Source organism: Pseudomonas sp. NPDC089392 (assembly GCF_044749595.1).
In the GTDB taxonomy this organism is placed as follows: domain Bacteria; phylum Pseudomonadota; class Gammaproteobacteria; order Pseudomonadales; family Pseudomonadaceae; genus Aquipseudomonas.
On the sequence record NZ_JBIVIF010000049.1, the window covers coordinates 1 to 12893 of the forward strand.

Annotated in this window: 12 protein-coding genes; 10 read left to right on the forward strand and 2 right to left on the reverse strand. The window is 60.5% G+C overall.

Features of this window, described 5'->3' with window-relative positions; translation table 11 throughout:
* Window positions 1–227: 227 nt before the first annotated feature.
* The 10 genes from ACIP1G_RS27450 to ACIP1G_RS27495 all read left to right on the forward strand — a co-directional run bounded on the left by ACIP1G_RS27450 (window position 228) and on the right by ACIP1G_RS27495 (window position 10898).
* Window positions 228–2057 carry an extracellular solute-binding protein gene (locus ACIP1G_RS27450; RefSeq protein ID WP_400742735.1) on the forward strand — a complete coding sequence of 610 codons (1830 nt, stop codon included), beginning with the start codon at window positions 228–230 and terminating at the stop codon, window positions 2055–2057.
* The gene (locus ACIP1G_RS27455; protein ID WP_400742737.1) at window positions 2054–3889 is read left to right on the forward strand and encodes an extracellular solute-binding protein; all 1836 of its coding nucleotides are present in this window, start codon (window positions 2054–2056) and stop codon (window positions 3887–3889) included. Before ACIP1G_RS27450 ends, ACIP1G_RS27455 begins: the two co-directional genes overlap by 4 nt.
* Window position 3890: 1 nt before the next feature.
* The gene (locus ACIP1G_RS27460; RefSeq protein ID WP_400742740.1) at window positions 3891–4964 is read left to right on the forward strand and encodes a microcin C ABC transporter permease YejB; all 1074 of its coding nucleotides are present in this window, start codon (window positions 3891–3893) and stop codon (window positions 4962–4964) included.
* Window position 4965: 1 nt separating this feature from the next.
* A complete protein-coding gene (locus tag ACIP1G_RS27465) occupies window positions 4966–5985 on the forward strand; it encodes an ABC transporter permease (RefSeq protein ID WP_346643296.1) in 1020 nt (339 codons plus the stop codon).
* 1 nt (window position 5986) lies between these two features.
* A complete protein-coding gene (locus ACIP1G_RS27470; protein WP_400742743.1) occupies window positions 5987–7618 on the forward strand; it encodes an ABC transporter ATP-binding protein in 1632 nt (543 codons plus the stop codon).
* A gap of 618 nt (window positions 7619–8236) precedes the next feature.
* A complete protein-coding gene (locus ACIP1G_RS27475; protein WP_400742746.1) occupies window positions 8237–8500 on the forward strand; it encodes a DUF3077 domain-containing protein in 264 nt (87 codons plus the stop codon).
* Window positions 8501–8680: 180 nt separating this feature from the next.
* Window positions 8681–8917 carry a hypothetical protein gene (locus ACIP1G_RS27480; protein ID WP_400742749.1) on the forward strand — a complete coding sequence of 79 codons (237 nt, stop codon included), beginning with the start codon at window positions 8681–8683 and terminating at the stop codon, window positions 8915–8917.
* Between the two features lie 306 nt (window positions 8918–9223).
* Window positions 9224–9709 carry an Hcp family type VI secretion system effector gene (locus ACIP1G_RS27485; protein ID WP_400742752.1) on the forward strand — a complete coding sequence of 162 codons (486 nt, stop codon included), beginning with the start codon at window positions 9224–9226 and terminating at the stop codon, window positions 9707–9709.
* Entirely contained in the window at window positions 9702–10415 is a 714-nt protein-coding gene (locus tag ACIP1G_RS27490) for a DUF4225 domain-containing protein (RefSeq protein ID WP_400742755.1), read from the forward strand. The genes ACIP1G_RS27485 and ACIP1G_RS27490 overlap by 8 nt, the downstream gene beginning before the upstream one ends.
* A 318-nt stretch (window positions 10416–10733) precedes the next feature.
* Window positions 10734–10898 (forward strand): DUF3077 domain-containing protein, encoded by a 165-nt coding sequence (locus ACIP1G_RS27495; protein ID WP_400742758.1) that lies wholly within the window; start codon window positions 10734–10736, stop codon window positions 10896–10898.
* 50 nt (window positions 10899–10948) lie between these two features.
* Here the strand turns inward: ACIP1G_RS27495 and ACIP1G_RS27500 are convergent, their stop codons facing one another.
* On the reverse strand, window positions 10949–11278 hold the full coding sequence (locus ACIP1G_RS27500) for a VOC family protein (RefSeq protein WP_400742761.1): 330 nt from the start codon (window positions 11276–11278) through the stop codon (window positions 10949–10951).
* A gap of 289 nt (window positions 11279–11567) precedes the next feature.
* Window positions 11568–12887: a c-type cytochrome gene (locus tag ACIP1G_RS27505; protein ID WP_400742764.1), complete on the reverse strand. Its 1320-nt coding sequence runs from the start codon at window positions 12885–12887 to the stop codon at window positions 11568–11570.
* Between the last annotated feature and the right edge of the window lie 6 nt (window positions 12888–12893).

The window sequence follows — 12893 nt, forward strand, 5'->3', positions numbered from 1 at the left end:
GGCCTGAGAGGTATCTCTCGGTTATCTGAAAGTCTCAGTCAGAGATCAGCGCTGGCGGGCTGAACTCTGATTTTGAGTTTTCACACAGCCTGTGTGGGAGCGGGCGTGCCCGCGAATGGGCCTGAAAACATACCCACTGGAAATCCCCGGCCCCCTCTCTTTTTCCAACCCCACCAAGCTGTTACTGTACCCGATCAAAGCCCAACGCCTCTGGATCGGATGCCGACTTGATACGTCCCCTCCTGCTGTCACTCAGCCTGGCCTTGAGCTTTCCCGCAGTCGCGATGGTGAGCGAAAGCCACGGATACGCGCAGTTCGGTACGCTCAAGTACCCGGCCACCTTCACCCACTTCGACTGGGTCAACCCGCAAGCGCCCAAGGGCGGCACCTTGCGGGCCATGGCTTTTGGCACCTTCGACACCCTCAACCCCTACACCTTCAAGGGGTCGAGCCCGATCACCACGCCCAATTTCCAGCAGTACGGCATCAGCGAGCTGAACGAGCCGCTGATGGTCGGCACCGGCCAGTACGACCCGTCCGGCGACGAGCCCACCTCCAGCTATGGCCTGATCGCCCGCTCGGTGGAGTACAGCGAGGACCGTAGCTGGGTAGTGTTCAACCTGCGCCCTGAAGCCCGCTGGCACGACGGCCAGCCGATCACCGCGACAGACGTGGCCTTCTCCTACCGCACACTGCTCAAGGACGGCCACCCGATCTACCGCACCAACCTGCAGGAAGTGCAACGGGTAGACATCCTCGGCCCGCTGCGTATCCGCTTCGTGTTCAAGCGCGCTGGCAACCCGCTGCTGATCCTGCGCCTGGGCGAAATGCCGGTGCTGCCCAAGCACTACTGGCAAAAACGCGACTTCAAGGCCACCACTTTCGAGCCACCGCTGGGCAGTGGTCCCTACCGCATCACCCAGGTACAGCCTGGGCGCAGCCTGGTGTTCGAGCGGGTGAAAAACTATTGGGGCAAGGACCTGGCGGTCAACCGTGGCAAGTACAACTTCAACCGCGTGGAATACGAGTTCTACCGCGACGCCACGGTGGCCTTCGAAGCGTTCAAGGCCGGTGAGTTCGATATCTACATCGAGCACCAGGCGAAGAACTGGGCCAACGGCTACAACTTCCCGGCCGTGCGCCGTGGCGAAGTGATCAAGGCGCAGATCCCGCACCGCATCCCCACGCAAACCCAAGGCCTGTTCATGAACAGCCGCCGGGCCACCTTCAGCGACCCGCGGGTACGCCAGGCGCTGGGGCTGATGCTCGACTTCGAATGGACCAACCGCGCCCTGTTCAGCAGCGCCTACCGCCGCTCGACCAGCTATTACCCCAACAGCGAGTTCGCCGCTAGCGGCCTGCCCACTGGCAAGGAATGGCTGCTGCTGGCGCCGTTCCGCGACCAGTTGCCGGCCAAGCTGTTCAGCGAGCCCTACAAGGTCAGCCAGACCGAAGGCCGTGGTGTCAGCCGCCAGACCCTGCGTCAGGCCCTCGGCCTGCTTGCCGAGGCCGGCTGGAAACTGAACGGCCAACGCCTGGTCGATAGCAAGGGCCAGCAGTTGCGCATGGAGTTGCTGCTGGTAAACCCCAACCTTGAACGCATCCTGCAACCTTATGTCGAAAATCTGTCCAGCATCGGCATCGATGCGAGCTTGCGCACCGTGGACCGTGCCCAGTACAAACAACGCCTGGACCAGTTCGATTTCGACATGATTCTGATGACCCTCAACCAGACCCTGAGCCCCGGCCTTGAACAGTGGCTGTACTTCCATTCCAGCCAGGCCGCGACCAAGGGCAGCAAGAACTATGCTGGGGTCAAGGACCCGGTGGTCGACCACCTGCTCGACACCCTTTTGGCCGCGCGCACCCGCGACGACCAGGTCGCCGCCGCCCGCGCCCTGGACCGCGTGCTCTCATGGCAGTACTACATGATCCCCAACTGGTACCTCGACAACCATCGCCTGGCCTACCGCAACCGGTTCGCCTTCGTCACCACGCCGCCCTACACCCTGGGGCTGAACAGCTGGTGGATCAAGACTTCGGAGAAAGCCCAATGACGCCAACGCACCGCCTGCGCCAGCTGGCAGGCAGCCTGTTGCTCGCCTGCCTGAGCCTTCCCGCCCTGGCCGCACCGCAGCATGCGCTCACCCTGTACGACGAGCCGCCCAAGTACCCCGCCGACTTCAAGCACTTCGACTACGTCAACCCCGACGCCCCCAAGGGCGGTACCTTCCGCCAGTCCAGCTTCGGCGGTTTCGACAGCCTCAACCCGTTCATCAACAAAGGCGTGGCGGCCGAGAACATCGGCATCATCTACGACACCCTGATGCGCCAGAGCCAGGACGAGCCGTTCACCGAGTACGGCCTGGTGGCCGGCAAGATCGAAAAGGCCCCGGACAACAGCTGGGTGCGCTTCTACCTGCGCCCCGAAGCACGCTTCCATGACGGCCACCCACTGCGTGCCGACGATGTGGTATTCACCTTCAACGCCCTGATGAAGGACGGTGCGCCGCTGTACCGCCAGTACTACGCCGACGTCGCCGAAGTGGTCGCCGAAGACCCGCTGAAGGTGCTGTTCACGTTCAAGCACAAGAACAACCGCGAGCTACCGCTGATTCTTGGCCAGTTGCCGGTATTACCCAAGCACTGGTACGAAAACCGCGAGTTCAACCGTGGCAACCTGGAAATCCCGCTGGGTAGCGGCCCGTACAAGGTCGCCGAGGTAAAGGCCGGGCGCTCGGTGCGCTACGAGCGGGTCAAGGACTACTGGGCCAAGGACCTGCCGATCAACCGCGGCTTCTACAACTTCGACGCCATGACCTTCGACTCCTACCGCGACACCACCGTCGCCCTGGAAGCACTCAAGGCCGGGGCGTTCGACTATGCCCTGGAAGTCAGCGCGAAAAACTGGGCCACCGCCTACAACGTACCCGCCGTGCGCGATGGCCGCCTGATCAAGGAAGAACTGCCTAACGGAAACCCTACAGGCATGCAGGGTTTCATCTTCAACATCCGCCGCCCGGTGTTCCAGGACGTGCGCGTGCGCCAGGCGCTGAGCCTGCTGCTGGACTACGAGTGGACCAACAAGCAGCTGTTCAACGGCGCCTACACCCGCACCGGCAGCTACTTCGACAACTCGGAAATGGCCGCCCACGGCCTGCCCAGTGCCAGCGAGTTGAAAATCCTTGAACCGCTGCGCGGCAAAATCCCCGATCAGGTGTTCAGCGAAACCTTCCACAACCCGGTCAGTGACGGCAGCGGCATGATCCGCGAGCAGCAGCGTCAGGCCTACAAACTGCTGCAGGAAGCCGGCTGGAGAATCGTCGACGACAAGATGGTCGATGCCCAGGGCAAGCCGGTGAGCATCGAATTCCTGCTGGCGCAGACCGAATTCGAGCGCATCCTGCTGCCGTTCAAGCGCAACCTGGCCGACCTCGGTATCGAGCTGAACATTCGCCGGGTCGACGTGTCGCAATACATCACCCGCCTGCGCTCACGTGACTACGACATGATCGTCGGGGGCTACCCGCAGTCCAATTCGCCGGGCAACGAGCAGCGCGAGTTCTGGTCCAGTGCCGCCGCCGACAACCCCGGCAGCCGCAACTTCATCGGCCTGCGCGACCCAGCCATCGACCAGCTGGTGGACCAGCTGATCAACGCCGACTCGCGGCAGAGTCTGGTCGACCACTGCCGTGCCCTCGACCGCGTGTTGCTGTGGGGTTACTACGTGATCCCCAACTGGCATATCAAGACCTGGCGCGTGGCCTACTGGAACCATATTGGCCACCCGAAGGTGTCGCCCAAGTACGATATCGGCATCGACACCTGGTGGATCAAGCCCGGGGTAACCCCGGCCGCCAGCGAAGCCCCTGCGGACGAGGCCAAATAACATGCTGGCCTACATCCTGCGACGCCTGCTGCTGATCATCCCGACCCTGTTCGGCATCCTGATCATCAACTTCATCATCGTCCAGGCCGCCCCCGGTGGCCCGGTCGAGCAGATGATCGCCAAGCTCGAAGGCTTCGAAGGCGCCACCAGCCGCATTGCCGGTGGCGGTGCCGAGGTTTCGGTGGCTGGCTCCAGCTACCGCGGTGCCCAAGGCCTGGACCCGGCACTTGTCGCCGAAATCGAGCGCATGTACGGCTTCGACAAGTCGCCGCCCGAGCGCCTGTGGATCATGATCAAGAACTACGCCCAGCTGGACTTCGGCGACAGCTTCTTCCGCGATGCCAAGGTCATCGACCTGATCATCGAGAAAATGCCGGTGTCGATCTCGCTGGGGCTGTGGAGCACGCTGATCATGTACCTGGTGTCGATCCCGCTGGGCATCGCCAAGGCGGTGCGCCACGGCAGCCACTTCGACGTCTGGACCAGTTCGGCGATCATCGTCGGCTATGCCATTCCGGCGTTCCTGTTCGCCATCCTGCTGATCGTGCTGTTCGCCGGCGGCAGCTACTTCGACTGGTTCCCGCTGCGCGGCCTCACCTCCAACAACTTCGACGAGCTGAGCACTACCGGCAAGATCCTGGACTACTTCTGGCACCTGGTGCTGCCGATTACTGCGCTGGTCATTGGCAACTTCGCCACCATGACCCTGCTGACCAAGAACAGCTTCCTCGACGAAATCAACAAGCAGTACGTGGTCACCGCCAAGGCCAAAGGCCTGAGCCGGCCACGGGTGCTGTACGGCCACGTGTTCCGCAACGCCATGCTGCTGGTGATCGCCGGCTTCCCTTCGGCGTTCATCGGCATCTTCTTCACGGGCTCCTTGCTGATCGAAGTGATCTTCAGCCTCGACGGCCTGGGCCTGATGAGTTTCGAAGCGGCCATCAACCGCGATTACCCGGTGGTCTTCGGCACCCTGTTCATCTTCACCCTGCTGGGGCTGGTGGTGAAACTGATCGGCGACCTGACCTACACCCTGGTCGATCCGCGCATCGACTTCGCCAGCCGGGAGCACTGATATGGCCTTGTCCCCCCTAAACCGCCGGCGCTTCGAGCGCTTCAAGGCCAACCGCCGTGGCTGGTGGTCGCTGTGGCTGTTCCTGATCCTGTTCGGCCTGAGCCTGGGCGCCGAGCTGATCGCCAACGACAAACCGATTGCCGTGCGCTACGACGGCGAGTGGTACTTCCCGGCCTTCAAGCGCTACCCGGAAACCACCTTCGGTGGCGAATTCCCGCTGGAAGCCAACTACAAGAGCCCGTATATCCGCGAGCTGCTGGCGAAGAAAGACAGCTTCGTGCTGTGGGCGCCGATCCCGTTCAGCTACCAGAGCATCAACTACGACCTGCGCGTGCCCGCCCCGGCACCACCGTCGGCGGACAACTGGCTGGGCACCGACGACCAGGGCCGCGACGTACTGGCGCGGGTGATCTACGGCTTCCGCATTTCGGTGCTGTTCGCCCTCACCTTGACCGTGGCCAGCTCCATCGTCGGCGTCATCGCGGGTGCCTTGCAGGGCTTCTATGGCGGCTGGGTCGACCTGGCCGGGCAGCGCTTTCTGGAAGTCTGGTCGGGCCTGCCGGTGCTGTACCTGCTGATCATCCTCGCCAGCTTCGTGCAGCCCAACTTCTGGTGGTTGCTGGGCATCATGCTGCTGTTCTCGTGGATGAGCCTGGTGGACGTGGTACGCGCCGAGTTCCTGCGCGGGCGCAACCTGGAATACGTGCGCGCCGCGCGTGCCCTGGGCATGCGCAACGGCGCGATCATGTACCGGCACATTTTGCCTAACGCCATGATCTCGACCATGACCTTCATGCCGTTCATTCTCACTGGCGCCATCGGCACCCTCACCGCCCTGGACTTCCTCGGCTTCGGCCTGCCTGCCGGTTCGCCCTCGCTGGGCGAGCTGGTGGCCCAGGGCAAGTCCAACCTGCAGGCGCCGTGGCTGGGCATCAGCGCCTTCGCCGTATTGGCGCTGATGCTGAGCCTGCTGGTGTTCATCGGCGAATCCGCCCGCGATGCCTTTGACCCGAGGAAGTGACATGAGTGAACAGAACCTGATCGAAGTGCGCGACCTGGCGGTGGAGTTTGTCACCGGCGACCAGGTCAACCGCGTGGTTGACGGCATCAGCTTCGATATCCGCAAAGGCGAAACGCTGGCCCTGGTGGGCGAGAGCGGCTCGGGCAAATCGGTGACCGCGCACTCGATCCTGCGCCTGCTGCCCTACCCTTTGGCGCGCCATCCCAGCGGCAGCATCCACTACGAAGGCAAAGACCTGCTGCAGCAAAACGAGAAGACGATGCAGCGCATTCGCGGCAACCGCATTGCGATGATCTTCCAGGAGCCGATGACCTCGCTTAACCCGCTGCATTGCATCGAGAAGCAGATCAACGAAATCCTCCTGCTGCACAAGGGCCTGACCGGCAAGGAAGCCACTGCACGCACCCTGGAGCTGCTGGAACTGGTCGGCATCCCCGAGCCGCGCAAACGCCTCAAGGCCCTGCCCCACGAACTGTCTGGCGGCCAGCGCCAACGGGTGATGATCGCCATGGCGCTGGCCAACGAGCCGGAGCTGCTGATTGCCGATGAACCGACCACGGCATTGGATGTGACCGTGCAGTTGAAGATCCTCGACCTGCTGAAGGAACTGCAGGCGCGTTTGGGCATGGCCCTGCTGCTGATCAGCCACGACCTGAACCTGGTGCGACGCATCGCCCACCGCGTGTGCGTGATGCAGCGTGGGCAGATTGTCGAACAGGCTGAATGCGCCACGTTGTTCAGCGCACCGCAGCACCACTACACGCAGATGCTGATCAATGCCGAGCCCAGCGGGCTGCCGGCGCACAACCCGGTAGGCGCACCGTTGCTGGAGGTGGATGACCTGAAGGTGTGGTTCCCGATCAAGAAGGGCCTGCTGCGGCGCACGGTTGACCATGTGAAGGCGGTGGACGGGATCAACTTCAGCTTGCCGCAGGGGCAAACGCTGGGGATTGTTGGCGAGTCCGGGTCGGGCAAGTCGACGCTGGGTTTGGCGATCTTGCGGCTGATTTCCAGCCAGGGCGGCATTCGCTTCCATGGGCAGAACCTGGAGGGGCTGAACCAGAAAGCCGTACGCCCGCTGCGGCGCGAGATGCAGGTGGTGTTCCAGGACCCGTTTGGCAGCCTGAGCCCGCGTATGTGTGTGGCGGATATTGTCGGCGAAGGGTTGCGCATTCACGGCATTGGCAACGCGCAGGAGCAGGAAGCGGTGATCATTGCGGCGCTGGAGGAAGTGGGCCTGGACCCACGCACGCGGCATCGCTACCCGCATGAGTTTTCCGGTGGGCAGCGCCAGCGCATTGCCATTGCCAGGGCGCTGGTGTTGAAGCCGGCGTTGATTCTGCTGGATGAGCCTACCTCGGCGCTGGACCGCACCGTGCAGCGGCAGGTGGTGGAGTTGCTGCGCAATTTGCAGCAGAAGTACAACCTGACTTACCTGTTCATCAGCCATGACCTGGCAGTGGTCAAGGCGTTGAGTCACCAATTGATGGTGATCAAGCATGGGCATGTGGTGGAACAGGGGGATGCGCAGGCGATATTTCATGCGCCGCAGCATCCGTATACCCGGCAGTTGCTGGAGGCGGCGTTTTTGCAGGTGGATGCCGGTTCGTCTGAAGCCTTGCATCGCCCTTGAGATCGAGCGCCGCCCGCGCGGCGCTCGGTCTACGCAACACCGAAAAAACCAAGGCAGGCACCTTGCGGCCCTGATGCAATCGGGTGCAGAACGCCCTGCATGTCAGATTTAACCCCTTCCCTGTAGGCCATTTCCCAAACATACTCCTGCCGCGTGTTTTCCGTTGCGGCTGCTCTGGCAGCGCTCTAGTCTCGGGTTGTCGTTGCTCATCAACGACACGGCTTTGACAGGCCGCAACGGTATTATGTATACGGCTCGCCTTTATGGCAGCTGTACGTGGGGCACGTTCGCGTGCGCCGGAACTTGCATAGTCCGCCGGTCTGTCAACCCATGTACAGCTGCCACCCAACTGTTTGACAGCAGCCGGGGGATAGCCTCACGAAAGGTACTATGCGATGTTGAAGATTGTCCCCGATCCGCCCCCGCCCACCCATTCCCTCTATGCGCAGCGATGCCCACCGAGCCTCGGACTTTGCGCTGAGGCTTGAGTGATGTGTTGTCTGGGCTGGCCTCTTCGCGGGTAAACCCGCTCCTACAACGATAGTTGTCCCATGTAGGAGCGGGTTAACCCGCGATGAGGCCCGCACAGGCAGTCGAGAACTATGACGGGATTGAACAATGACCACAGAAGACACCCATTTCACCCCCGGGAAGACCACCTTCTGCCAAGGCGAAAACGGCACCCACCCACTGTTCCGCATCGAGCCAGGCATCCCTTGCCGCGACGCCCGCGAGCAATCGTCGGAGTTGATGGGCTATGTCCACGAACTGACCATCACCGGCCTGATGGACGAAAAACCGATGATGATCTGGGCCGCCCACTACCTCAGCGCAATGGCCAAGGCGCTGATGGATGACGCCGAACTGGGCATGATGCGCTAAGGATGAGGTTGCCTGGGAACCGCTGGATAATTTGCATCGAAAGCCAACCACGCCCTAGGCAACCCTCCATGCTGCGGTCGACTCGTTTATCGCGACTTTCAAATGTTTCGAATACAACTCAAAACCGGGCTGCTGCATCATCGTCACAACTCAGCAATCAACAACACTCTGGGGATACCTATGACCACTGCCGACGTTTCTCCCATGGTGCTTCCCGATGAGAAAGAAAACGCCTTCTGGCCGCACTGGGTAAAACCGCTCGACGAAGCGGCGATTTCCCACAGCAACACGGGGTTTCATCGCTGGGGCAACTTCTCCGAACTCGTTGCCTCCAAGGAAAAACGTGACGAGGTGAGCCGTGCTGCAATGGATGCGCTGGCAGCCCAAGCCCAGGAGTTAAAGATGGGATACCAATGAAGCGCTCGCCTTTTACGACCAATGCGAACGCACTTAACCTTGCCCATTACTTGACTTGCTCATGAACCCTTGCGCTGACCGAGAACTACCGGACTCTACGGCCAGCGAACACACATGATCTGCAACATCTCTGCTCGCTAAAAAACCAACCTTTCTTTCTGGTCGTAACCGTCATATTCACCTTCACGATTTCCTACACCCGCAACATTGAAAAACAATATTTACTCAATCATGTAGGACGCCCCTGACATACAGCCAAAAGTGTCCAGTTCAAAATCCGAGGCTTCACTTGAAGGGAGTTTCGCGATGGCTCACCACGGTTACATTTCGATCGTTGGCGCCCGGCAAGGGCTGATTTCGGCAGGTTGCTCCACCGAGGAGTCCATGGGCAACCGCTGCCAGAGCGGGCACAGGGATGAAATCATGGTACTCGGCTTCAGTCACACCCGATCCCTCCTGGGCAACATCCAGCGCACTCAACATCGCCCGATTCTGATCACCAAGCACATCGACAAATCCTCTCCCCTGCTGGCGCAGGCGATGGAAACTCTTGAACCACTCAACTGTGAAATCCACTTCTATCGCGTCAGTCGCTCCGGCGGCCAGGAGCTTTACTACAGCGTACGCCTTACGGGGGTGCTAATCGTCGACCAGCGTGTAGAGATGCCTCACTCGGTGCTGCAGAACGGCCAAGAAGCACAGGAGTACCTCGCACTCCGTTACCGCGATATCGATTGGCGACACCATATTTCCGGTACCAGCGGTTATGGATCGTGGGGTTCCAATGAATAACTCGATTGAGGCACAAGCCTACGGCTGGGCAGATCTTGCTGATGTCAGCCATGCCGCGATGCAACTGACCCAGCATGCCTGTGAGGTAGGTGGGCGGTGTATTCAGGATGACGTGCTGCGCATGCAGTTCACCCAGGAAGTCGCTTATGTGGGCAAGGCGATAGTTGAAGAAGTTGAAAGCGGTAATCTGCCTGCGGCTGAGGGCATGGTTGCGATAAAGGCAGAGCAGGATTCATTGCAACGCCAATCCTCCGACTACCTACGTCTAGTAATTGGATTGGGTGCAGGTGTGATGCAGATTGGAACTGGTATAGCCATATGCCAAGCGTCCGCTTGGATAGCGTGTGGCGCAGCAGGGATACCGATGGTATTGCATGGTTTAAATAATGTTTACGAGAACGCCTACAATATAGCTACAGGCCACACGGATACCGTGGGACCCATCCGAAAGGGATACCAGCGGCTCGCCGAATATAACGGAGGTTCGAAGTCGCAAGGCAATATTGCCTATGGGCTTGGAGACTTGGGCCTCTCTGCCTATGGGTTATTTCGCTCTGTTATCAAACCTGACGCCTGGCGTTTATTTAGATACATCGAAGCCGACAAAGGCCGTGCAATAAATCATATGGGGAGAGGCGCTCTTTCGCTTGAACTGGGAATCGACGTACTTACCGGCGAAATTATTTATGTAGAGCTAGATAAGTGACCTTGCGCCATTTACGCGGAAGCAAAAAACCATGATCATATTGATATCTGCACACATGGCCTTTGGTATTATTATCGCTTACCTTCTGAAGTGGTCATTTCACAAAAAAAAATTCTCATGGCTTTGGTTCTCTTGCAGCCTAGGGTTTAATGTATACAAGATAGATTTCTACCTCAAGCTCATCTACCAAGAATTCTTTCTAAAGGCAGACAAGCAAAGGGACCTATTTGAAAATTACCCTCTCTTGTATTGGCTTTGCATCTTGGCTGTGCTTCTGCATGCCTACGCGATACCCATTCCTTGGCGCTGTCGCCGAGGATGAGCACCTGCCAAGGCGAAAACGGCACCCACCCACTGTTCCGCATCGAGCCAGCCATTCCCTGCCGCGACGCTGGCGAACAGTCATCGGAGTTGATGAGCTACGTACGCGAACTGACCATTATCGGCCTGATGGATGACGACGAACTGGGCATGATGCGCTGAGAACCGAAGCGTTAAGTGGTTATATTGCGCTAACCACCCGTACAGTTTACCTAGGCAAAAGCCAGGTAATACCCATCGCAGTCCCGCACCCCGAACTCCCGTGAACCATAGGGCATATGCTGCAGCGGCCAGGTGATTTGAGCCCGGTCTTTCACGCGCTCGTAGTACCGCGCCACATCATCGACATGCAGGTAGAACGTTGCCGAAAACTGAGTCGGCCCGGCCCACAGGTCTTGCGTGGTGAAGACCAGATAGCAGTCCTCGAGACTGACACTGATCGTCCCCTCTGCGGTGTCGGTCTCTTCGAAACCCAGGGTATCCCGGTAGTAATCACGAGTGCGGTCCAGGTCGTCGCAGCGAAGCAGGGCTGTGAGCGGCATATGAACTCCGGTGATGGAATGCTCGGCCTATCATGACCCGGCTTCAGCTATTCGTCGACACTGCCCCACTTTGTGGGTGCGGGCTTGCCCTAATGCCAGTCAGTTAAGCGGTAAGGGCTGACGGGTGCTTGCCTTGGGATTTTGGTTGCCTGTTAGATCGAGCGCCGCGCGGGCGGCGCTCGATCGAATAGGCGCTGCTAAAGACACGGAGAACACCTTGCCTTTTGTTAACTGACTGGCATTAGGGCTTGCCCGCGAACACCGGCGAAGCCGGTGCCACGCCAGGTTTTCAGTGATGGCTGGCAATCGAAGCACGCACCGCGTGCACCTGCTCTGCCGTCACCGCCGAGGCTTGGTTCGACCAGCCTTGGCGCAGGAAGGTCGCCAACTGCGCTACCTCTGCATCGTCCATACGCTCGGCAAAGCCAGGCATCGGCAATACCGAAGGCGCACGCTCAGTCGACGGCGTCGCTGCGCCCGCCAAAATCACATGCAACAGCGCATCGGCGTTGGCAGCATTGACCACAGAAGCACCGTCCAGACGCGGGAACACGCGCTGCGCACCTTCACCGGAAACGAAGTGGCAGGCACCGCAGTTGTCGATGTACAGCCGCTCGCCCAAGGTCAGGTCCTTGGCCGCTGTCAGCTTGGCCGTGGTCGCTGCGCTGCGCTCGGCCTGCTGCTGATACGCCGGTCCTTTGGCCGGCGTCAGCGACTTCAGGTACGCGGCCATTGCCTGCAGGTCGGCGTCGCTCATGTGCGAGGTGCTGTTGGCAATCACGTCAGTCATCTCGCCGGCCACCGAGGCTTTGGCATTGCGCCCGCTGCCCAGGTACTCGATCAGTTCCTCCTCGCTCCAGTGCGGCATACCGCGCAGGGCCGGCACGTTCCAGCCGTTCAGTTCGGCACCGGTAAGGTAGCCGCCGGCGGACTCGTCCAGGCCTTTTTCCTGCATCGTAAGGGCGCGCGGAGTGTGGCACGAGCCGCAGTGGCCGAGGCCTTGCACCAGGTAGGCGCCGCGGTCTACCGGGGTGTCAGCGGCGCTGACCACGGCTGCCTCTGGAACGGGCGAGAACAGTGCACGCCAGTAGGTCAGCGGCATGCGGATCGACAGCGGCCAGGGGATGTCGTTGGCCTTGTTCGGCTGCTCGACCGCGGCCACGCCTTGCATGAAGTAGGCATACAGCGCCTCGGTGTCTGCATCGCTGACCTTGGCGTAGGACGGGAACGGCATCGCCGGGTACAGCGCGCTGCCATCATGGCCGATGCCGCGGCGTACCGCGCGCTCGAACTCGCCGTAGGTCCAGTTGCCGATACCGGTTTTCTTGTCCGGCGTGATGTTGGTCGAATAGATGGTGCCGATTGGCGAAGCGATGCCCAGTCCGCCAGCGAACGGCTTGCCGCCGTGGCTGGTGTGGCAAGCCACGCAGTCACCAGCGCGGGCCAGGTAGGCGCCCTTCTCGATCAATGCCGGGTTCACGGCCTGGGTCAGCTTGGCCTCGGCGTCGCCGGAGCGGTTGAGGAGGCTGGCGACGATCCATGCCAGCACCACGGCCAGCACAGCGACACCCAGCAATACCGACAGGATGGAACGGGATTTGTTCTTCATGCTCTC

Excerpts from the sequence above, each read along its gene's own strand:
- ACIP1G_RS27455 (WP_400742737.1), top strand. The coding sequence starts at position 2,054 with ATGACGCCAACGCACCGCCTGCGCCAGCTGGCAGGCAGCCTGTTGCTC.
- ACIP1G_RS27460 (WP_400742740.1), top strand. The coding sequence starts at position 3,891 with ATGCTGGCCTACATCCTGCGACGCCTGCTGCTGATCATCCCGACCCTG.
- ACIP1G_RS27465 (WP_346643296.1), top strand. The coding sequence starts at position 4,966 with ATGGCCTTGTCCCCCCTAAACCGCCGGCGCTTCGAGCGCTTCAAGGCC.
- ACIP1G_RS27470 (WP_400742743.1), top strand. The coding sequence starts at position 5,987 with ATGAGTGAACAGAACCTGATCGAAGTGCGCGACCTGGCGGTGGAGTTT.
- ACIP1G_RS27475 (WP_400742746.1), top strand. The coding sequence starts at position 8,237 with ATGACCACAGAAGACACCCATTTCACCCCCGGGAAGACCACCTTCTGC.
- ACIP1G_RS27480 (WP_400742749.1), top strand. The coding sequence starts at position 8,681 with ATGACCACTGCCGACGTTTCTCCCATGGTGCTTCCCGATGAGAAAGAA.
- ACIP1G_RS27485 (WP_400742752.1), top strand. The coding sequence starts at position 9,224 with ATGGCTCACCACGGTTACATTTCGATCGTTGGCGCCCGGCAAGGGCTG.
- ACIP1G_RS27490 (WP_400742755.1), top strand. The coding sequence starts at position 9,702 with ATGAATAACTCGATTGAGGCACAAGCCTACGGCTGGGCAGATCTTGCT.
- ACIP1G_RS27495 (WP_400742758.1), top strand. The coding sequence starts at position 10,734 with ATGAGCACCTGCCAAGGCGAAAACGGCACCCACCCACTGTTCCGCATC.
- ACIP1G_RS27500 (WP_400742761.1), bottom strand. The coding sequence starts at position 11,278 with ATGCCGCTCACAGCCCTGCTTCGCTGCGACGACCTGGACCGCACTCGT.
- ACIP1G_RS27505 (WP_400742764.1), bottom strand. The coding sequence starts at position 12,887 with ATGAAGAACAAATCCCGTTCCATCCTGTCGGTATTGCTGGGTGTCGCT.